The 22,849-nt window shown below is 39.7% G+C and carries 10 protein-coding genes and 3 pseudogenes; 10 read left to right on the top strand and 3 right to left on the bottom strand.

Annotation, left to right across the window (positions count from 1 at the left end):
- The first annotated feature begins 185 nt into the window (after positions 1 to 185).
- The 6 genes and pseudogenes from kdpA (at position 186) to N4G44_RS21145 (ending at position 8,855) form a co-directional block, all read left to right on the top strand.
- Positions 186 to 1,880, top strand: coding sequence for a potassium-transporting ATPase subunit KdpA (gene kdpA / locus N4G44_RS21170; RefSeq protein WP_474929792.1), 1,695 nt, complete (start codon positions 186 to 188; stop codon positions 1,878 to 1,880).
- 170 nt (positions 1,881 to 2,050) lie between these two features.
- The gene (kdpB, locus tag N4G44_RS21165; RefSeq protein ID WP_474929791.1) at positions 2,051 to 4,090 is read left to right on the top strand and encodes a potassium-transporting ATPase subunit KdpB; all 2,040 of its coding nucleotides are present in this window, start codon (positions 2,051 to 2,053) and stop codon (positions 4,088 to 4,090) included.
- 10 nt (positions 4,091 to 4,100) lie between these two features.
- Complete coding sequence (locus tag N4G44_RS21160) at positions 4,101 to 4,658, top strand: K(+)-transporting ATPase subunit C (RefSeq protein ID WP_474929790.1); 558 nt, start codon at positions 4,101 to 4,103, stop codon at positions 4,656 to 4,658.
- A gap of 13 nt (positions 4,659 to 4,671) precedes the next feature.
- The gene (locus N4G44_RS21155; RefSeq protein WP_474929789.1) at positions 4,672 to 5,760 is read left to right on the top strand and encodes a porin; all 1,089 of its coding nucleotides are present in this window, start codon (positions 4,672 to 4,674) and stop codon (positions 5,758 to 5,760) included.
- Between the two features lie 265 nt (positions 5,761 to 6,025).
- Positions 6,026 to 7,134, top strand: a pseudogene (locus N4G44_RS21150) (sensor protein KdpD).
- A 5-nt stretch (positions 7,135 to 7,139) separates the two neighbouring features.
- Positions 7,140 to 8,855: an ATP-binding protein gene (locus N4G44_RS21145; RefSeq protein WP_474929788.1), complete on the top strand. Its 1,716-nt coding sequence runs from the start codon at positions 7,140 to 7,142 to the stop codon at positions 8,853 to 8,855.
- A 28-nt stretch (positions 8,856 to 8,883) separates the two neighbouring features.
- Here N4G44_RS21145 and N4G44_RS21140 read toward each other — a convergent pair whose 3' ends face one another.
- From N4G44_RS21140 to ligA, 3 genes and pseudogenes are all read right to left on the bottom strand, one after another.
- Positions 8,884 to 9,795, bottom strand: a complete 912-nt coding sequence (locus N4G44_RS21140) for a terpene synthase family protein (RefSeq protein WP_474929787.1) — start codon at positions 9,793 to 9,795, stop codon at positions 8,884 to 8,886.
- Positions 9,796 to 10,245: 450 nt separating this feature from the next.
- Positions 10,246 to 12,690, bottom strand: coding sequence for a DUF7619 domain-containing protein (locus tag N4G44_RS21135; protein WP_474929786.1), 2,445 nt, complete (start codon positions 12,688 to 12,690; stop codon positions 10,246 to 10,248).
- Between the two features lie 607 nt (positions 12,691 to 13,297).
- Positions 13,298 to 15,303 (bottom strand): annotated as a pseudogene (gene ligA / locus N4G44_RS21130) (NAD-dependent DNA ligase LigA).
- Positions 15,304 to 15,541: 238 nt separating this feature from the next.
- Here ligA and N4G44_RS21125 point away from each other — a divergent pair.
- The 4 genes and pseudogenes from N4G44_RS21125 to N4G44_RS21110 all read left to right on the top strand — a co-directional run bounded on the left by N4G44_RS21125 (position 15,542) and on the right by N4G44_RS21110 (position 22,849).
- Positions 15,542 to 18,624: pseudogene (locus N4G44_RS21125) on the top strand (TonB-dependent receptor).
- A 62-nt stretch (positions 18,625 to 18,686) separates the two neighbouring features.
- The gene (locus N4G44_RS21120; protein WP_474929785.1) at positions 18,687 to 19,433 is read left to right on the top strand and encodes a glycerophosphodiester phosphodiesterase family protein; all 747 of its coding nucleotides are present in this window, start codon (positions 18,687 to 18,689) and stop codon (positions 19,431 to 19,433) included.
- Positions 19,434 to 19,877: 444 nt separating this feature from the next.
- The gene (locus N4G44_RS21115; RefSeq protein WP_474929784.1) at positions 19,878 to 20,477 is read left to right on the top strand and encodes a TonB-dependent receptor plug domain-containing protein; all 600 of its coding nucleotides are present in this window, start codon (positions 19,878 to 19,880) and stop codon (positions 20,475 to 20,477) included.
- A gap of 68 nt (positions 20,478 to 20,545) precedes the next feature.
- The gene (locus N4G44_RS21110; protein ID WP_474929783.1) at positions 20,546 to 22,849 is read left to right on the top strand and encodes a TonB-dependent receptor domain-containing protein; all 2,304 of its coding nucleotides are present in this window, start codon (positions 20,546 to 20,548) and stop codon (positions 22,847 to 22,849) included.

The raw sequence follows: 22,849 nt of genomic DNA, 5'->3' as shown, positions 1-22,849 counted from the left end.
TGATAATTTCGATATGATGCTGATAGGTTTACTCCTGCTTTTTGCAGTGATGTTCTGGCTTCTTTACAAATCCGTTGAATTTTTTGATAAAATATAAAGCTATGTGGAGTTTATTTTTCCTTTCAATACTGGCCTTTGTGTACATCTGCTATGTTTTGATAAAACCTGAAAAATTTTAAACGGTCATGAATACAGAAATTTTAGGCGTTATTGCCATGTTTGTCATTACATTAGTTATTGGAATCTTCCTTGGGAAATACATTGCTAATGTGTATGGGTACAAAAAGACCTTTTTAGATCCTGTTTTTGAACCTGTTGAAAAATTGATTTATAAAATATCGGGAATCAATCCGGCCTGTCAGATGACCTGGAAACAGAATATGTATGCCATGCTGACGATCAATCTGGTGTGGTTCATCATAGGGTTCCTGATCCTGCTGACCCAGGCGTGGCTTCCTCTGAATCCGGACGGGAACCCGAATATGTCTCCCGATCTTGCTTTTAATACAGCGATTTCCTTCCTGGTCAACTGTAACCTTCAGCATTATTCCGGAGAAACGGGCGTAAGCTATTTAAGCCAGCTTTACCTGATGTTTCTGCAGTTTGTAACCGCAGCGACCGGAATGGCGGCGATGGCTGTTCTTTTCAAAGCTTTTAAAGATAAAACCACTACAGAATTAGGGAATTTCTATGATTTCTTTACTAAATCTATTGTCAGAATACTGGTTCCTATAAGTATCCTTGTTGCCCTGATTCTTTCTGCCAACGGAAGTCCTATGACATTTGAAGGCAAAGACCATATCACAACGCTGGAAGGGCAGAAAGTTGATGTCTCCAGAGGTCCAGTAGCTGCTTTTGTAGCGATTAAGCATTTAGGAACGAATGGAGGCGGATTTTTTGGAGCCAATTCAGCACATCCGCTTGAAAACCCGGATTATATCACCAATATGACCGAAATGGTCACCCAAATGATCATCCCGTTTGCATTGGTTTTTGCCTTAGGATTTTACCTGAAAAAGAGAAAACTGTCATGGGTGATTTTTACCGTAATGACGGTCGGTTTTCTTGCACTTGCCGTTCCGAATATTGTGAATGAAACCAATGGCAACCCTCTTATCACTCAAATGGGTGCAGACAGCAGCCTGGGGGCAATGGAAGGTAAAGAAATACGTTTTGGAAGCGCATCCTCAGGATATTGGAGTATTGCAACGACCGTAATCTCAACAGGTTCGGTTAATGCCATGCACGACAGTACGATGCCTCTTTCAGGTATGAATGAGCTGCTGGCGATGATGATCAACTGTTTCTACGGAGGCTGTGGGGTAGGAATCCTGAACTATTTCATATTCATTATTCTCGCTGTGTTCATCAGTGGGCTTATGGTGGGAAGAACGCCGGAATTCATGGGTAAAAAGATTGAGGCTAAAGAAATGAAGATCGCCATGATTGTCGCCTTATTCCATCCGTTCTTAATACTTGTGGGAACTGCTTTAACTGCCTATTTGCCGGAATTCGGTGCCAAAACATTGAATAATCCCGGATTCCATGGGTTCAGTGAAATGCTGTACGAATTTACTTCTTCTTCAGCAAACAACGGTTCCGGGTTTGAAGGACTCGGTGACAACACTCCTTGGTGGAATATTTCAACAGGAATCGTATTGCTCTTATCCAGATTTATTCCGATCATAGGACCAATAGCCATTGCGGGATTATTAGCTCAGAAAAAATTCATCCCGGAGAGTTCAGGAACCCTGAAAACGGATACAGCCACTTTCGGTTTTATGACTTTGGCAGTAATCCTTCTTATAGCAGCCCTGTCTTTCTTCCCGGCCCTTACATTGGGACCTATTGCAGAACAGATCCAGTATTTCTCTAAATAAATATTAAAAATTAAAATCAATAGTCAGCCATTAGGAAGATTGAAATATCAGGAAACTAGTCTGAATCTCATTGAAACATTCACCTGAATATATTATTCATTTCCACTCCTTTGTTTTAATCTGTCTTAATGGCTACCGTTGATTTATAATGATATAACTCTTTCAAAAAAATGAAAAATCAATCCCAAACATTGTTTCAAAAAGATTTGGTGAACGAAGCGATCAAACAGTCCTTCGTCAAGCTGAATCCGAAAATTATGTTTAAAAATCCCGTGATGTTCCTGGTAGAAGTCGGAACTGTAGTAATGCTTATCGTAAGCCTTTTCAGTCTTACAGGTGACCGTTCACAGGGAAGCTTTACCTATAACTTTACCGTATTCATCATATTATTCTTTACCGTTTTGTTTGCCAACTTTGCGGAAGCTATTGCGGAAGCCAGAGGAAAAGCCCAGGCAGATACCCTGAGAAAAACCCGCGAAGAAACTCCTGCGAAAGTAGTTCTGGAAAACAAACCCGGATTCCAGGTAGAAACTATCCTTAAAATGTCTGCGGACATGAAGCTGGGCGATATTTTCCTTTGTGAAACAGGAGATCAGATCCCAATGGACGGAGAAATCATCGAAGGGCTGGCGACCATTGATGAATCTGCCATCACCGGAGAAAGTGCACCCGTGATCCGTGAATCCGGTGGTGATAAAAGTTCTGTAACCGGTGGTACAAAAGTGCTTTCGGACAGAATAAAAGTAAAAGTAACCACCAAACCCGGAGAATCCTTCTTAGATAAAATGATTTCCCTTGTAGAAGGAGCATCAAGACAGAAAACGCCTAACGAAATCGCATTAACCATACTTCTGGCAGGCTTTACCCTGACGTTTATTATTGTTACCCTTACATTAAAACCTTTTGCAGACTATGCTCAGACACCCATTACTATTGCGGCATTTATTTCCCTTTTCGTTTGTTTGATTCCCACAACCATTGGAGGTCTGCTTTCTGCAATCGGAATCGCCGGGATGGATAGAGCCCTGAGAGCCAACGTGATCACCAAAAGCGGTAAAGCAGTAGAAACTGCGGGAGATATTGATGTACTCCTGCTTGATAAAACAGGAACCATCACCATAGGAAACCGTAAAGCGACGGAATTTCACCCTGCGGACGGAATCAGACTACCAGACTTCATCAAAGCTTCTGCATTAAGCTCAGTAGCCGATGAAACACCGGAAGGAAAATCTATTATAGAACTAAGCCAATTAAAATCAGAAGATCTCATTGTTTCAAATCCGGTTTACATTGATTTTACTGCGGAAACCAGAACTTCAGGAATCGATTTTGAAGACACAAGAATCAGAAAAGGGGCATATGATACCATAAAAAAACTGACTGAAAAAGCCGGGAATATCTTCCCGAAAGAAACCCAGGATGCTGTCACCAGAATTTCTGAAAACGGAGGAACTCCTCTTGTTGTAAGCGTTAATGAAAAAGTCTGGGGTGTTATTGAACTTCAGGATATCATTAAAACAGGAATTCAGGAACGTTTCCAGAGACTGAGAAAAATGGGGGTAAAAACAGTGATGGTAACCGGAGATAATCCTCTGACCGCAAAATTCATTGCTGAGAAAGCAGGCGTAGATGATTTCATCGCCGAAGCCAAACCTGAGGACAAAATGAACTACATCAAAAAAGAACAGCAGGAAGGAAAACTGGTCGCCATGATGGGAGACGGGACCAATGATGCTCCGGCTTTGGCCCAGGCCGATGTGGGTGTAGCGATGAATAGCGGAACACAAGCTGCAAAAGAAGCCGGAAATATGGTAGATCTTGATAACGACCCTACGAAACTCATCGAGATTGTAGAGATCGGAAAACAGCTGCTGATGACCCGCGGTACCCTGACGACTTTCAGTATTGCGAATGATGTTGCTAAATATTTTGCGATTATTCCTGCCTTATTTATTACCTTCATTCCATCACTTCAGAAACTGAACATCATGAATCTTCAAAGCCCGGAAACTGCCATATTATCAGCTGTTATTTTCAATGCCGTGATCATTCCATTCCTTATTCCGCTGGCTTTAAAAGGAGTGGCTTACAAGCCGATCGGTGCCAGTGCATTATTAAGAAGAAATCTTTTAATTTATGGGTTAGGCGGCGTTATTGTTCCGTTTATTGGCATCAAAATCATTGATTTACTGATCAGTTTATTCTATTAAAATTTAAAAAATGAAAAATCATATTGTTACAGCATTCAGACTTACTCTGGTAATTCTGGCTGTCACCGGAATTTATCTCCTTATCGTGTATGCTGGTTCAAAAGTATTGCCTACAAAAGGAAATGCAGAGATCATCACCCAAAACGGGAAGAAATTCTACGCGAATATCGGACAGGAATTTAAATCTGAAAAATACTTTCACGGACGTCCGTCATCCGTTAATTACAATGCTGCGGGAAGCGGTGGAAGCAATAAAGGACCAAGCAATGAAGAATACCTGGAAACCGTGCAGAAAAGGATAGACACTTTAAAAATGAATCATCCGGGAATGGGAAATACAAAAGTTCCTGTAGAGCTGGTTACTGCAAGCGGAAGCGGCCTGGATCCTGATATTTCTGAAGAAGGAGCTTTGTACCAGGTAAAGAAAATAGCAGAAGTCAGAAATCTTTCTGAGGAAAAAGTAAGAGATCTGGTGAAAAATCAAACAGAGAAACCGTTTTTAGGGCTTTTAGGACCATCAAAAGTAAATGTACTGAAGCTTAATATTGCTTTGGATCAATTAAAATAATCTAGCTGTCACCGTGAAAAAATATATCATTACCAGTGCCGTATTATTCGGGATCTTTTTCCCGAAAGCACAATCATCAGATTCATTAAAAACAGAAAATAAAGTGACTTTTTCTGCCTATGCAGAACTCTTCTACACCTATGATTTCAATGAACCTGCCAATCATCTTCGCCAGAATTTTTTATACTCCTATAACAGGCATAATGAACTGAACCTGAATTTAGGACTGGTAAAAGCCAATTATCAGAGTGAAAACCTCCGCGCCAATGTCGCTTTAATGGCCGGAACCTATGCTCAGGACAATATGGCTGCAGAACAGGAAGCATTACGATATGTAAATGAAGCGAATGTAGGAATCAGAATTTCAAAGACTAAAAATTTATGGATCGATGCTGGAATTATGCCATCCCACATCGGTTGGGAAAGTGCTATTGGAAAGGATAATGTGAACCTGACAAGAAGCCTTGCTGCTGAAAATTCACCTTATTTTGAGACCGGAGCCAAAATTTCATATACCTCGGATGACGGAAAGTGGTTTCTGAGCGGGCTGGTCCTGAACGGCTGGCAGCGCATCGCAAAACCGGAAGGAAACCAAAGCATCTCGTTTGGACATCAGGTAACCTATAAGCCGAATGATAAAATTACCCTGAACAGCAGTTCATTCATCGGAAACGACAAAGCAAAAGATGAAAAAAGAATGCGTTATTTCCACGACCTTTACGGAAATTTCCAGCTGACAGATCAATTTTCAGCTTTATTTGGGTTCGATATCGGGGCAGAGCAGAAAGAAAAAGGAAGCAGCAGCTATAACATCTGGTACAGCCCAAACATTTTAATGAAATACCAGCTGGACAGCAAATGGGCGCTGGCAGGAAGACTGGAGTATTATAACGATAAAAATGGAGTGATCATCAGTACCAAAACGCAAAATGGTTTCCAGACCTTCGGATATTCCCTGAATGTGGATTATGCTATCCTGAAGAACGTAGTATTCCGTACAGAAGCAAGAGGATTTACTTCCAAAGATGCCATTTTTGTGAAAAATGATGAAATGAAACAGGGAAATTTCTTTATTACAACAAGCCTGGCAGCCTGGTTTTAGAAAGTGAAAAGTGAATAATGAATAGTGAAAAATAAAATTAACCACAAAAACCACAAAAGTTTTTAAGACTTAAGTTATTTGAAGTTTAATGTCTAAGGATAAAATTTCACTTAAATTTCTAAGAAATTAGAGATCTCATACTGACAAAAATTCGTCGGATCAAAATTCCCCTCCCGCGGAGGGGTGGCGAAAATTCAAAGAATTTTTGACGGGGTGGTTCAGAAAGAAATATACCTTTTATGGTAAAAAATAAATCAAACAAGCAATGTCATCAGCAAAACATTTTTTAGAACTGATCCAGAAATCCCGCAAAGGAAAATTCAAGATATACATCGGGATGAGTGCAGGTGTAGGGAAAACTTTCCGCATGCTTCAGGAGGCACAGTCCCTGCTGCGCAACGGCATTGACGTAAAGATAGGATATATAGAAACTCACGGCCGGGAAGAAACGGTAGCTCTTACGGATGGAATTCCCGAAATACCGAGAAGATCTGTTTTCTATAAAGGCAAAAGCCTGGAAGAAATGGATCTTCAGGCTATCATTAACGAGCATCCTGAAGTGGTGCTGGTAGATGAACTGGCCCATACCAATGTAGAAGGTTCAAAAAACAAAAAAGATGGCAGGATGTGCTGGAAATCCTGGATAGCGGGATTAATGTTATCAGCGCGATGAATATTCAGCATATCGAAAGCCTGAATGAAGAAGTGAAGAATATCACAGGAATAGAAGTTGCGGAACGGGTACCTGATAAAATATTGAGTCTTGCTGATGAGGTGGTTAATATAGACCTTACCGCCGATGAACTGCTGACCCGTCTGAAAGAAGGAAAGATCTATAAAAAGGAAAAAATCCAGACGGCACTTACCAACTTTTTTCAGAGCGGACATATCCTGCAGCTTCGGGAGCTTGCTTTGAAAGAGGTGGCTGCCCACGTGGAAAGAAAGGTGGAAACGGAAATTAAAACAGAAAATTTTAAACCGATCAAATTTCTTGCATGCATCAGCAGTAATGAGAAGATTGCTAAAAATATCATCCGGAAAACAGCCCGTCTGGCAAGTTATTACAATAGTCCGTGGACCGTTTTGTATGTACAGAAGCCATCGGAGAATCCTGAAAAAATAGCTCTCGACAAGCAGCGATATCTGATTAATAATTTTAATTTAGCACAGGAATTGGGCGCAAAAGTGATCCGGATAAAAGAAAGCAGCGTGCACAAAGGAATTCTGGATTATGTGATTGCCCATAATATCACGACAGTATGCATCGGTAAGCCCCACGCAAAGCTCTGGCAGCGCGTTTCCGGCTACAGCTGGATTTATACACTGATGAACAGGCTGAATGAAAGGCAGATAGATATTATTATTTTATCTTAGAAATAATGAAACTTAAAACAAAACTTACCCTGGGCGTAGGTCTTCTATTTTTACTGATCGTTCTTATGTCAGTGATCGGATCCGTCTACATCAATAAACTGAAATCGGATACGGAAAAAATTCTTACCGCCAATTACAACAGTCTGGAGTTTTCCAAAAATATGCTTCTGGCACTCGATAAAATTGCTACAGACAGTGTGGTTGCCGTTTCGGATTTTCAGAAAAACAATAAACTGCAGGAGAAAAACCTTACTGAATTCGGAGAAAAAGAAGCTACCCAAAGCCTGGATCTTCATTTCAACAGCTATCTGAAGCAGCCTTCTCAGGAAAAAGAAAAACTGATCCGTGAAGACCTGGCAAGAATCATGTCCCTGAATATGAAAGGCATTGAAAGAAAAAGTGATATCGCCATCATTACCGCTGAAAATGCCACTTTCTGGATCGTCAGTCTCGGAACCGTATGTTTCCTGATTGCCTTTATTCTTCTTTTTAACCTGCCTCAGACCATTGCGGAGCCTATCAGTCAGCTGACATTCAGTATCCGGCAGATTGCCGCTAAAAATTATAACGAAAGGGTACATTTCAAAGGAAGTGAGGAATTTAACGGCCTTGCAGATTCTTTTAATACCATGGCGGAAAAGCTTCAGGAATATGAAAGCAGCAGCCTTTCCAAGCAGCTGATGGATAAAAAACGGATTGAAACGCTGGTCAATAATATGCATGATGCAGTGATCGGGCTGGACGAAAATCATTTTATCTACATGATCAATGATGAGGCATTAAAGATCACCAATCTGCGTAAGGAAGAAATCATCGGTAAAACGGCTCATGAAGTGGCAGTCAATAATGATCTTATGCGGGAACTGCTTAAAAATATCGATCATCCGGTGAAAGAACCCATTAAAATTGTCCGGGATAATAAGGAAAACTATTTTGAACAGGATATCATTCCCATCAATATCGTAAAAACAGGTGAAAAAGAAACCAGATATATCGGGAAAGTAATTCTCCTGAGGAATATTACCCCTTTTAAAGAACTGGATTTTGCCAAAACCAATTTCATCGCTACTATTTCGCATGAATTAAAAACCCCGATATCAGCTATAAAAATGGGCGTTCAGCTACTCGGGAACCAAAAATTCGGAGCGCTGAATGAACAGCAGCAAGAACTGCTGAAAAGTATCAATGATGATGGGCAGAGGCTGCTGAATATCACCGGAGAGCTCCTCAACCTTTCACAGGTAGAAACCGGAAATATAAGGCTTACCGTTGAAAAATGCTCACCAAAAGAGATGGTAGAGGCTGCCGTAAAAAATGTTGAAAAGCTGGCAGAACAGAAAAATATTCCAATCAATATCGAATATCTTGTAGGTGAGAATGATTGGGTGAATGCAGATTTTGATAAGACGGTCTGGGTAATTAATAATTTCCTGACCAATGCAGTAAAACATTCTTTTCAGGATGAAAGTATTGAGATCAGGGTAGAAAAGCTGGATTCAACGATTCAGTTCAGCATTTCCGATACCGGAAGCGGGATCGATGAGAAATACCATCGCCAGATCTTTGACCGCTATTTTCAGGTTCCGGGGGAACAACAGAATGGAACCGGGCTTGGCCTGGCTATTTCTAAAAATTTCATTGAAAAACAGAATGGTGAAATAGGCGTGAAAAGCGCTCCAAACCAGGGGAGTACTTTTTATTTCAGGCTGCCGGAAGCATAAAAGAACTTTATCACTCTCTTTCTGAAATTTATAGTACAGTCCGACCTTTTACTAAATTTTCATCAATATCGTCAATCTGCTTATACCGGATTTTCCTGCTTTCATTGCAATATCTAACTGAACCAGACTGGATGTACCTGAAATATTGTATTGCAGCCGGATATTTTGATTCCAAACGGCTGAACTCTTCTTTCAGCTTATCGTTGTATTCATAGAATAAACGAACCCCTCTGTTGATAGCTTCTTCCTCTTCACAATTTTCAGCTCTTTGAATAATCCGGATGGCATGGGCATAATTCCTGATCTCTTTCTTTTTAGCTCTTAAGGTATATAAATCCAGCAAAAGGCCTATACTTATCCCTGAATATTCAAATATTTTTTCGAATTCATCACTATAATACAAAGATGGCGGTATATTATCCTGAGTATACCAGGTCAGGGAAAATATGACGTTCATAGCAACATCGAAAGCCCTGTAGGAGAGATATTCTTCAAGGGAAACTGTTTTCATTTGTACCTCTATGGTCCGCAGTTTCAGTACACTTTGCAGATATCTGTTCATTTCCCTTTTGAGTATATCTTTTGTAGCCACAGTCCAGTCGGCTCTTGAACAGAATTCGCGGATAGGAACAAATGTTTTTTCAATTTCGGGAGCTTCATTGAGGGCGGCCTGAAACCCTTCAAAGGTTTGGATAATATGGTCAAGATCAACGGAATTGTCAAAAAACTGATCATCGATTAAAGCCCAATAACAATAATACCGGCTAACAGCCTTCACTTTCTCAATGTCTCCCAAAGGATGTATGTATGATGAATAAAGGGCGCCGGTTGACATATGGTCCCCATAAAGCCTTGTATTTTCACTTGATATGTTGAAAATTTCTGTTTTATAATATTCTTTTATATCGTCTACGATCACATCCATTTGTGGATGAATCATCTCAGGTATTTGAGATTCTAAAAAAGGAACATTCATGTTGGGTTTATTTATAAATGAGGGAGTGAGTAGAAATACATTCAATATTATTTAGTCTGTCTGGAAAGCCTTTTACCTTCTCAGATGGGGATGTAAATATTGTTATTGAATTTCATTAAAATTCAAACTGTTTAAACTTTTATATTGATTGTTTTAACCACAAAAGGTTTAATCACTTAAGTTTTTTTAGAGCCAAGCTTTATGCATAATAAGTACACTTAAGTTTTGCGAAAATCTTTGATTTTCATCTTATGTGAACTTTCTTTAGAATAATTTTAAATTTACTAATGTGAACTAAAGTGTTTTAAAATAAGATCTTTGTGACTTTTGTGGTTTTATAAAGTTTAAACAGCTTTTCATAAAACAGGGCTGTAAAAAAATTACAGCCCTGCAGATATAGATCAAGTTATTAGTTTACTTTTTAATGAACTTCTGAACCATCGTTTTGTCTTTTGTAAACAGTTTGATGAGATAGTTTCCTTTAGCCAGTTCGGCTACATTTACAGAATTGGCTTTTACACCTGTGCTATTCAGAATTCTTCCGGAAGCATCATAAATTTCAGCTTTGATGATCTCCTCACCGGATTTGATGTAAAGAATATCCTGTACAGGGTTCGGATAGATACTTACATTTTCTTTGTCTGTTTTGGTTTCAGAAACTGCCAGCACATTTCTTACTGTTGTGGTGTAAGTATTGGTAATGATCGGCGCATTATAATCAAAATAAATACTGGCCGTGTTGCTGAATGCATCTCCCATGTTCAATGTAGATTTTGTTTTGATTTTGAAAGAAATATAGCCGTCATTATTGGCATCGTCAAACGGAAGCTGTATATTATCAAAAATAAATTCAGCCGTATTTCCCGTTATTCTCGTTACAAAACTATGGCTTGCATGTAGAGGGGTAAGCGTAGAGATATCAAATTTTGAAGCATCAATTACATCTTTCACAACAATGTTTCTCGCGTTGGCGGTTCCCTGATTTTCGAACCTGATCAGGTAATGAACATAATCTCCTACCAGGGTCTGTGCAATCATTGTTCCTTCAAGACAGGTTTTGTCATTCGGATCCAGAGAATTCACGACGGTTTGGTTCAGGGTAAAGGTATTGTCGGATGGGGTATCATCCGGAGCTCCGTTGATCTGTGCCGTATAATTTAGAACATCTCCATCATTTACAGGAGGAGTGTCAGTTGGGGTATTCAGTTCAAATTTAACCTTAACTTCTCTTGTTTCAAAAGGAAGGAGACCGGTAAAATTCCATGTAAGGCTTCCGGTAGATTGAGCATCAGGAGTTACAGTAGAACTTACAAAATCCATAATGCTGTCATTATAGCTGAATCCAACCGTTCCGGACTGCATGGTCGTTCCCTTGTTTTTGTAAACAATTTTATAATCCGAATTGAATCCAGGTACTGCAGAATCCAATGGAATAATCACAATTTCAAGGTCCGGATGGGAACCATTAGCTGTAATGCAGAAATTCTGGGTCAACGGACTTGCCATCGCAGGGAAATTAGCAGTGAAAGAAGCAGGGGATATGCTGAAGTAGGCAGGGTTTTCAAGAACCGGAGTGATGGTATGAGCTCCTGCCAGCACCGGAATAGAATAGTTTCCTGAATTATTACTTACAATACTTCCTGAAGTTCCGCCTCCTGTAACATTAAATTTCTGAAATGATTTATTCTGATCGGCCGGATCACAGCCATTTCCGTTAAGGTCATATTTTGTATTCCCTTGAATGGTATAGAAAGTTCCGCCCGGAGTGAATGAGCAGTAAGAATTTACAGTTACGTTATTATAACCATTTGAATTATTGTAAGCTATGGTTTGATTAATTTCAGAATCATCACAGCAGATATAGCTTAAATTGGGATTGTTCTGATAGAGACCACTTGTATTCCTGCCGTTTTTCATTAATATCTTCTGTAAATTGTTATTAGGAGCATTAAATGAATTCAAGATTGTATTATGGCTGATATCCAGCGAAGTAAGCTGGTTGTTATTGAGGAAAAGCGTCTGCAGTAAAGGAACATTGGAAAGATCGATAGTGGTGAGCTGATTATTGATGATCCTCAGGTAATTCAAAGCCGGACTTTGGCTTAAATTTATAGTAGAAAGATTATTGAAGCTGGCTTCAAGGTATTTTAATTTAGGGGTGTTCTGCAGGTTGATCGAAGTAAGCTGGTTGGCCGGACAGTTCAGGGTTTCAAGCTTCGTCAGATTGCTTACATCAAGGCTCGTTAATAAATTTCCTGTAATATTAAAGCTGTACAGATCTACAAGTGAACTTACATCAATGTTTGAGATTTCATTATCACTGCACAGAAGATATTTCATAGTTGTACTTCCTGCATAGTTAATGGTTTGTAGTTTTCCTCCGTTGCACGTCAGGATATTCATTTTTGGGAGATTGGAAATATCCAGGTTAACAATTGCGGAATTGGATACATTAATATTTTCCAGTAAAAGACATCCCGTAAAATTAGCAGAAGTCATATTGACGTTATTGGTAAAGCTGGCCAGCTTTACTGTCAGCATACCGCTGATATCTACGAAAAGAATACCCGGGCAGTCGGATACATCAAGGTATTCCAGGTTGGTGAAAGATTTTATCCCTTCTATTGAGGAAATCGGGAATGAGTTACCATTGGAACTGTAGATGTTTATATTTCTGATATTAGCGGCTTCAGAAAGCTGTATTTCGCCATCGTTATTGAGGTCCATCGATATCCAGTTGCCTGCAAGATTCTGCGTGATATGATTGGTAGCCGTCCCGGAAAGTAGTTTGGCCTTAAATTGCGGATCCGGAATATTGACAATCTGTGCTATGAGAGATAAGTGTGCCAGAAAGAGCACAAAAAAGTAGATTTTTTCATGGTTGAGTGATTATTTGTTTTGATAAATATATGAAAAATTATATTACGAAAAATAATTACTTTTTGATTTTTATTATTTTATATAATGTTTGTTTTGTTTGTTTTTGTTTAAATAATTTATTCAAATATTGTTTTTGTGTTAATTTTATATTCTGTGTAAGTGTTACGGAATTATAGAAATATGGAGAAAAATATGGTTATTTAATAATCTTTACTGCTTTCCAAATAATTTAAATTTTGGCTAAAGCCATTGAACGGAATTTTAAAAAATAAACGGGCTAAAGCCCGTTCCTATTGAATATATTTACCACACTATAAAAATCTACGTTATCTCCAGTCTGCGAAATAAAAAATTTTAAATCATTATAGAATAAAAAAGGAATATCAATTAAAAGCCCGTTCCTAATGAACATATTTGCCACATTATAAAAAATCTGCCTTATCCGCGCGATAAAACATCTCCAAGTTTTATAAATCTGTATCAGCTATTTGTTTTTGCCATCACAATTCAACACCAACAGGCTTGGATATATAAAAAAACCATTGAAATTGAATCTCAATGGTTTAATTTATTATTTGTTAAGGTATTATTGTTTCTCTATCAGATCCAGGAATTCCTGTTCATCCAGAATGGTAATAGTTCCGATATCCTGGGCTTTTTTCAGCTTGCTTCCCGCCTTTTCGCCTACTACAAGGAAATTGAGGTTTTTAGAGACGGCAGAAATATTCTTTCCGCCATGTTTTTCCACCATTTCCTCCGCCTGTTCCCGGGTAAATAAAGATAATTTTCCAGTGAAAAGAAAAGTTTTTCCTTCCAGAACATTAGAAAGGACTTCATTGGTGCTTTCTCCTTTTCAAGCTGCACCCCGTAAGATTTCAGACGTTCGATCATCAGGATGTTTTCCGGGTTGCTGAAGAATTCCACGATGCTTACTGCGATCTTGGCACCAATATCTTCCACCTGGCAGAGCTCTTCTACGGTAGCTGTTTTCAGCTCATCAATAGTAGCGAAATTTTTCACCAGTTTTTTGGCAACCGTTTCACCTACATGCTTAATCCCGATTCCGTAAAGCACCTTTTCAAATGCAATCTCTTTCGACTTTTCAATCCCTGAAATAATATTCTGTGCCGATTTTTCTGCCATTCTTTCCAGCGGAAGAAGCTGTTCTTTCGTTAAAGCATAAAAATCTGCCGGATTTTCGATTAATCGTTCTCTGTAAAGCTGTTCGATGGTTTCGCTTCCTAAGTTTTCGATGTTCAAAGCCTTTCTGGAAACGTAATGGATCATTCTTCCCACCACCTGAGGCGGACAGTGGAGATCATTAGGGCAGAAATGGATGGCCTGGTCTTCTATTTTTACAAGCTCGGTACCACATTCAGGGCAATGCCTGATGTATTCTATTTCTTTGCTTTCTTCAGTTCTTTTTTCAGTATTGACGCCTACAATTTTTGGGATGATTTCACCGCCTTTTTCCACATACACAAAGTCGTGTTCGTGCAGGTCAAGCTTTTTGATGATATCTTCATTGTGAAGAGAAGCTCTTTTCACGATCGTTCCAGCCAGTAAAACAGGTTTCAGATTAGCCACAGGAGTAATCGCGCCGGTTCTTCCCACCTGATAAGTTACTGTCTGAAGCTGGGTTTCTACCTTTTCGGCTTTAAACTTATAAGCCATGGCCCATCTTGGTGATTTTGCGGTATAACCAAGCTGTCTCTGCTGTTGCAAAGAATTCACTTTTAAAACAATTCCGTCAATCTCAAAAGGAAGATTATGCCGTTCCGTATCCCAGAAACTGATGAACTCCTTCACCTCATCCATTGTTTTGCAGAGCTTTGCCTGCTGTGAAGTTTTAAAGCCCCAGCTTTGAGCCTTCTGAAGCAGTTCCCAGTGACTTTGTGCAGGTACATCCTCAGAAATGAACTGATAAAGTACCGACGACAGACCGCGTTTTCTTACCTCGCCGCTGTCCTGCATTTTCAAACTTCCGCTGGCAGTATTCCTCGGATTCATGAAAGGGTCCAGGCCTTCTTCTTCACGCAGTTTATTGATCTTGTCAAAATTTTTACGGGTCAGATAAATTTCACCCCTCATAAAAAAGTAGGGAGGAAAATCACCCTTTAAAGTAAGAGGAATATCTGAGATAGTTCGGACGTTAGCCGTAATTTCATCTCCCTGGAACCCATCACCACGCGTTACAGCCTGAGCAAGCTTTCCGTTTTCATACAAGATAGAAATAGAAGCACCGTCATATTTCAGTTCCGCAACAAATTCCACCGGATCATTGATCGTTTTGATAATTCTTTTCTCCCAGTCTTCAAGATCATCGAAATCATAAGAATTATCCAGGGAATACATTCTGAATTTATGCTGAATGGTAGGGAAAACCTTGGTAATTCCACCTCCTACACGTACGGTAGGCGAATTTTCATCATAAAATTCAGGATGCTTTGCCTCCAGGTCGCGAAGCTCTTCCAGCAGCATATCAAAATCATAATCGGAGATGGTGGCTGCATCCAGAAGGTAATAATTTTCGTTATGCTGGTGAAGCTCTTTCCGGAGCTGTTCTATTTTTTGCTGTATGTTTTCAGGCATTGCTTTCTATCTTTTGAGCAAAAATAGCTAAACTAATTTCATTAAAAAATACCATAATTAAATATTATGGACATATTAAAATACTGTAATATGGAATAAGCTGCTGATTATCTTTATTTTAAAACACTTGTTTAAATTAATTTAACATAACGTTATGATTTAATTGAAAATTTGTTAAAACTCCCTTAAACAGCTAGTGGAGAAAGTCAAAATACCTTTGCACATCTAATTTGAAGAGATGAGAAAAGTAAAGATTGTACTAGGATTATTGTTTTTGGGATTTGGAACACTGGCTTATGCGCAGACTACGCAGGCTTCTATTGTGGGAAAAGTAACCGGGCTGGGCAGCACTGCTCAGGAAAAAGTGAAAGTAACGATCGTGAACGAGTCTACAGGGTTCAGGACGGAAACAGAGACCAACTCGAAAGGGGAGTATATTTTCAAAGAAATTCCTTTGGGCGGGCCTTATACGGTTATTGTGAATGAGGAAAAGAAAGAAGGGTATAACGTCAACTTTGGAGATCAGGTGACCGTCAATATGAGCCTGGGCGGCAGCGAGAAGCAGATAGACGAGGTAATTGTTACCGGAAACCTGAAAAACAAGATCGGAAACCTTGGAGCAGCTACAGCTATTTCAGCAAAGAATATCAGCATACTTCCGGTAAACGGAAGAAACTTTGCCAATCTTACTGAACTTTCCCCGCTAAGTGGAAAAGGAGGAAACCTTTCCGGCCAGCTGGGATCTTCAACTAATTTTACGATTGATGGGATGACGGCTAAAAACCCAACTTCAGCAGGATCCACAACCAGCAGAAGCGGGGCCCCGTTTTCTATTTCTATTGAAGCTGTCCGTGAATTTAAAATTACCACCAACCAGTATGATGTAACGCTGGGAAGAAGTGGTGGTGGAACGGTAAGTGCCGTTACGAAATCCGGAACGAATAAATTTTCTGGAAGTGCCTGGGAGTATTTAAGAACAAACTGGTTATCCAGCCCGTATGACATCAGAGGAAACAAAAGAGAAAACGATTTCTCTACTTCCCAGTTCGGTTTTTCATTGGGCGGACCGATTATTAAAAATAAACTCCACTTCTTTGTGGCGTGGGATCATCAGCTGGATTCAAGACCGCTGATTATTGCGGATATCAAGTCTCCGGAAGATGAGAAGAGATTTAATACAACCACCCAGACCCTGAACCAGTTTTTGGATATTGCAAGGTCAAAATATGGAGTAGGAAATACGCCGCAGTTCGGAAGTTTCGACAAAGTTAGAAATTCAGATGCAGGATTCCTTCGTTTGGACTGGCAGATCAACGAAAAGAACTTGTTAACGTTAAGAAACAACTTTACCTACGATTTGAATAAAAACGGATTGGCAGATAATACTGCGATCAATTTCTTTGAATCTTACGGGAACGATAAAAACCTGGATAACAGTTTGCTCCTGACTTTAAGAACCAATGTTAAGCCGAATATCACGAATGAATTAAAAGCACAGTATTTATATACTTTCCAGGACAGTTACCAGAACAATGAGTTGGGACATCCGGTTCCAAGAGCTGTTGTAGAAGGAGTGGCTTCCAGTGTTGGATCTACCAATATCCAGATCGGGGGACACCGTTTCGGTCAGGAAGGTTTCAGAAATAATGTATTCCAGATTGTTGATAACTTGTATTACAATACGGATAAGGTTAAATATACTTTTGGGGCAGACATTATGTACACCCGATCGAAATCGATCTACGGAAGTGAAGTGAACGGGAGATTCCAGTTCCAGGGAATGACGAATTTCGCCAATCTTACCCCTTACAGGTTTTACAGGGAAGTTCCTTTGATGGAGGACCCGTCTGTAAAATCCAGTATCTGGAATGCAGGAATATACGGACAGATTCAAACTAAAATAGCAACAGGCCTTGACTTCATGGCCGGATTAAGATTCGATTACGGAGGATATCCGAAAGCTCAATTCAATCAGAAGCTTTATGACGAAATGGGGATCAGAACAGATAACCAGATCAAATCTTTTGTCATTCAGCCGAGATTTCAGTTTGACTGGAATATCAATGAAGGGAATAAAGATTTTGTAAAATTCGGAGCCGGAATTTTCTCTTCAGATATCAACAACTATATGATCATTAACAACCTTGTATTCGATGGAAATCATCTGGCTACAGTGGATGTAAGGGGTAAAGATGTTCCGTTTCCGGATTTCAACAGTTATAGAAATGACTACGGAACGGTTCCTTCACTTGCACAGTATCAGATCCCTACCATCAATTACACAGGAAAAGATGCAAAAATTCCAATCGTTTATAAAGCGAATATCTCCTATACCCACTTCTTTAATGAAAGATTCAGAGCCGGAATTGCAGGATATATGGCGCTGGGAAGAAACAATTATTTCTATTATGACAGAAACATGGTGGCTAACCCGTTTTTCACTTTAGCCAATGAAGGCGGAAGAGGAGTGTATGTTCCTGCCGGCACCATTATCAATAACGATAATAAAAGTGTGAGCATCGACTGGAAAGAGGGAAGAATCAATAAAAAATTCGGAAGAGTGCTTGAGCTTGTAAGTGAGGGTAAAGTCAACCAGTACTCATTCGTGGTGGATACCAGCTACCGTTACTGGAAAGATGGGGAGATTACAGCAAGTTATACCTGGTCTGATATCAAAGACAATACTTCATACAACGGGAACGTAGCCAATTCCGCAACTCTTTCCACACCGGTTCAGAGTGACCCGAGAGATTTAAGGATGGCTTATTCCGACAATCAGTTCAGAAATAAAATCGTAGTTTACGGTAACTCACCAACTATTGCAGGATTCACATTAGGAGTTCGCTATTCAGGAATCGGTGGAACGCGTTTTTCGGTAACTGCAGGTGGAAATATCAATGGAGATTTCGTAGATTCCAATGATCTTGCCTACATTTTCCCGGAAATCATTACCCAGCCGCTTCTTAATGATCCTGAAGTAGGACAGGCCCTGAAAGATTATGTTGCAAAATATAACAATGCCATTGCAGAACGTAACGGAGGTAAAAATGGCTTCTATGGAGTTTGGGATGTTCGTGTAGCCAAAAAAATTAAATTTGAAAAAATTGGAGCATTTGAACTTTCTGTAGATATTTTCAATGTAGCCAATCTTCTTAACAAAGAATGGGGGTCAATAAATCTTACGGAAATATGGCGCTTTACAGAGTAACAAAATTCAACCAGGAGACCAAACAGTTTGAGTATGTGAAAAATACAAGCGGTCTGGCACCTCTTTCAGGGAATCCTTACCAGATCCAGATCGGTGCCAAATATAGTTTTTAACATTTAAACACTACCTTTATCAAACGTTTTTAAGTTTTTTATTAATTTATCAAAATTATATTATGAAAAAATATATCTTAGGGTTAGCAGTTTTAAGCACAGTTGTAATGAAGGCACAAACCCAGATTATTGCACACAGAGGCTTTTTCCAGGCCCAGCCGCCCACCACGGAGAATTCTGTGAAGTCTTTGGAAAATGCCCAGAAATTAAAGATATACGGATCGGAGTTCGACGTAAGAATGACCAAAGACGGCGTTCTTGTCATCAATCACGATGAACATCATGGTGAAATGGAGATCTCTGAAACTTCTTTCAAAGAACTGGAAGCAGTGAAACTGTCTAACGGCGAAAAGTTTCCAACCTTAAAAGATTACCTGAAGCAGGGCAAAAAAGATCCTTCATTAAAGCTTATCGTTGAGATCAAGCCTGCCAAAACTCCGGAAATAGAAAACGAGATCACTCAGAAAACCCTGAAAATGATCAAAGATATGAAGCTTGAAGGTCAGGCTGAATACATTTCTTTCAGCTTAAACATCTGCAAACAGATCAAAAAGCTGGAGCCGAAATTCAAAGTCCAGTATTTGAACGGTGAGCTTTCTCCTGAGCAGATCAAAAACGAAGGTCTTGACGGAATGGATTACCACTACAGCGTTTTCCAGAAAAATCCTACATGGATTTCTGATGCAAAAACTTTAGGCCTCATTACCAATTCATGGACAGTAAATGATCCGGCAGTGTATGAAGAGCTGAAAAAGCAGGGAATAGGCTTTGTGACTACTAATATTCCCGATCAGTTAAAGAATAAATAAAGATTTATTCTAAAAATAAAGCAGATTTTTAAATGTACAGCCTGGCTCTTTTAGGGGCAGGCTTTTTATATAATAAATAATATAAACATAGGATGACACTTTCGCTTAGTTGAATCAATCAAAGATTGATTTCTTCTTTGCATTCTCCAGTCCGCGCTGTCAAATTAAACCTTTGCGTTAAAAAACTTTAATGCTTTAGTAGTTATATTTCTCCTTTCTGAAAGGATTTTGCTTATTTTCTCAGAGAAAGACAATAAAGATACAGGAATGTACCTGTAAAATGATATTAAAAATTATTAATTGTTTAAATTATTGAAAAACAGTAGTTTATATATTATGTTAAACTTATGTTCATATTTTGTTTAATAATATTTTAATAAATGTTAAGACCGTGTTAAAACCATCCCCGTAATGTCGTTTTAATTTTGCGCAAACAAAAAGGATATGCGTAAAGAGACACAAAAACTGCTTGTATTGTCGCTGTTGGGATTAGTCAGCGTCAATCTGGCGGCTCAGCAGAAGGTAAAAAAAGATACTGTAAAAGGCATTGATGAGGTGGTGGTAACCGCTCTGGGAATCAAGAGACAGGATAAGTCTTTGGGATACTCTACCCAGACCATCAAATCAGAAGAAATTCTCAAAACCCAGAACAATAACTGGGCGCAGGCTTTGGAAGGAAAAGTGGCCGGGCTGAAAGTTCAGACTGCAGGAGCAGGACCACTGGGAACCAGCCGTATTACACTCCGTGGAGACGTTTCTATGAACATGGGAAATAACGGGGCGCTGATCGTTGTAGACGGTGTTCCTTTAAGTGACAGGAAAACAGGAACCGGAACTTCGGCTTACGGTGCCGGTTCGGGAGGTGACCTTCCTATCGATTACGGGGATAGTTTCAACAGTATCAACCCGGAAGATATCGAATCCGTTACCGTTCTGAAAGGACCGAGTGCATCAGCATTGTACGGTTCCAGAGGTTCCAGGGGAGCCATTATGATCACCACCAAATCCGGAAAAACAAAAAAGGAAAAGTACAGATCACCTTAAACTCCTATACCAGCTTTGACAGCGTCCTTAAATGGCCGGATTACCAATATGAATACGGACAGGGAACGATGCAGAAAGATAAAGCCGGAAACTATTACTACTCATACGGAGCTTCTGCAGACGGAGTGAACACAGGATCTACCAGCAGCGCGTTCGGGCCAAAGTTTGACGGACAGTATTACTTCCAGTACGATCCTTCCGTAGAAGGGCAAAGTAAAGAAAGACAGCTCTGGAGACCTTATAAAAATAACATTAAAGACTTCTGGCAGACCGGAAGCACTTATTCAAACAGTTTATCTTTAGAACATTCTAATGAAAACACGGCCTTCAGGTCATCTCTTTCTTATCTTAAAAATGAATGGATGATGCCAAATACCGGTTTCGACCGATTAAATGCAGCTGTTTCCATTGATCATAAGATGAGCAGCAAATTAAGGGTAGGAACCAAGTTGAATTTCAGCCAGACCAAAAGTGATAACCTTCCGGCAACGGGCTACAATAACCAGTCGATTTCCTATTTCATGATTTTCCAGAATCCAAACGTAGACCTTGCGTGGTACAGACCTATCTGGAAGAATGGTCAGGAACAGGTAGACCAGATCCATCCATTCAGCTCATATATCGATAATCCCTATCTTATTGCTTATGAGAATCTGAATTCCACAAACAAGAAGATCATTACCGGAAATATTAACCTGAATTACCAGTTTGCAAAAAACTTTGATGTTGCTTTCAAATCCGGTCTGGAATGGAGCAATGAGTTCCGCACCCAGAGAAGACCCTGGAGTTCTGCCAATTACCTGAAAGGCTATTACAGGGAGCAGTACATCAGGTATTTAGACCTGAATAACGACATTTTATTCACTTATAAAAATAAATTCGGAGACTTTGGTGTAACTGCTTCTGCCGGAGGAAACATAAGGTATTATGAGCAGACCATGAGCGATTACAGGGCGATAGGACTTAATAAAGCAGGAGTATACCAGCTGACTAACGCCATCGCGTTGGATAATAAGCTTCCGAAGCCTAACGACAACCAGGTGAACAGTATGTATGCACTCGCGAACTTCAGCTATAAAGACCTTGTTTTTGTAGATGTTACAGCCAGAAACGACTGGAGCAGTACACTTCCTAAACACAACAGGTCTTATTTCTACCCGTCCGTGTCATCATCTTTTATCCTGTCTGATATTTTTAAAATGAAATCAGACCAGTTTAACTTCTGGAAACTGAGACTTTCATGGTCAAAAGTAGGAAACGATACCTACAATTACATGCTGGATAAATATTATGAAAACAGCTCGTTTACAGGTTCCGTAGAATCTCCGTTGCTGTATCCCAATCCTGATCTGAAACCTGAAATGATCACCAATATGGAAGGCGGGATGGATTTTACGATCCTTAAAAACAGATTAAACTTTAATATCACGGCGTATCAGAACAATTCCAAAAATCAGACTATTGTAATCCCCGTATTGTATGAAGTAGGCTATAACAAAAGGATTATTAATGCTGGAGAGATCAGAAACAGAGGAATTGAAATGACCTTAAATGCTTATCCGGTCAAGAATAAAAACTTCTCCTGGAATGTAAGTGCCAACTGGTCTATGAACAGGAATAAAATTCTTTCCCTTCCTGAAGAGTTCCACGGCGAACCTTACACCATTGGAAGCGTAGGCGGTGTGGTGTATTACAATGCTGTAGTAGGCGGTTCACTGGGAGATATGTATGGTTATGGCCTGATGTATTCTCCGGAAGGACAGGTGATCTATGGCAGCGACGGACTGACAGCAAAACCAACGGAAATGAAGAAGATAGGAAATGCCTATCCAAAATGGAGGGCAGGTCTTCAGAACGAATTTAAATATAAAAATATTACGTTAAGCTTCTCATTTGACGGGCAGTACAAAGGAATAGCCTATTCCCAGTCGCACCACAAAATGTCTGAGCAGGGAAAACTTGAGCATACTCTTTGGGGAAGAGATAATCCAAATGGCCTGATTGTAGGGCAGGGAGTGGTTCAGAACCCTGACGGAAGCTTTTCACCAAACACGAAAGGAGTTCCCGTACCTACCTATTACGGCGATTATTACAGAAGAGCCAATGTGGAGACCAATTCATTCGATACCTCGTTCATCAAGCTTAGAGATGCCAGAATTTCCTATTCATTCCCTAAATCGATCGTTGATCCTTTGAAGGTTACGGATATTACCCTTGCCCTGTTTGGAAGAAACCTTTGGATGTGGACGAAGTTTCCATTGTTTGATCCCGAGGCAGCAACCCTCGATGATTCTACCATTACTCCGGGGATAGAAATGGGGCAGCTGCCTTCTTCAAGAACAGTCGGTATACAGTTAAACGTTAAATTTTAA

Source organism: Chryseobacterium sp. GTID13 (assembly GCF_056172655.1).
The sequence above is the reverse complement of the archived record's forward strand: the minus strand, read 5'-3'. Positions and strand labels throughout refer to the sequence as shown.

Bases quoted from the DNA above. Each gene is read 5' to 3' on its own strand.
- kdpA (WP_474929792.1), top strand. From the start codon at position 186: ATGAATACAGAAATTTTAGGCGTTATTGCCATGTTTGTCATTACATTA.
- kdpB (WP_474929791.1), top strand. From the start codon at position 2,051: ATGAAAAATCAATCCCAAACATTGTTTCAAAAAGATTTGGTGAACGAA.
- N4G44_RS21110 (WP_474929783.1), top strand. From the start codon at position 20,546: ATGCAGAAAGATAAAGCCGGAAACTATTACTACTCATACGGAGCTTCT.
- N4G44_RS21120 (WP_474929785.1), top strand. From the start codon at position 18,687: ATGAAAAAATATATCTTAGGGTTAGCAGTTTTAAGCACAGTTGTAATG.
- N4G44_RS21160 (WP_474929790.1), top strand. From the start codon at position 4,101: ATGAAAAATCATATTGTTACAGCATTCAGACTTACTCTGGTAATTCTG.
- N4G44_RS21140 (WP_474929787.1), bottom strand. From the start codon at position 9,795: ATGATTCATCCACAAATGGATGTGATCGTAGACGATATAAAAGAATAT.
- N4G44_RS21115 (WP_474929784.1), top strand. From the start codon at position 19,878: ATGCGTAAAGAGACACAAAAACTGCTTGTATTGTCGCTGTTGGGATTA.
- N4G44_RS21145 (WP_474929788.1), top strand. From the start codon at position 7,140: ATGAAACTTAAAACAAAACTTACCCTGGGCGTAGGTCTTCTATTTTTA.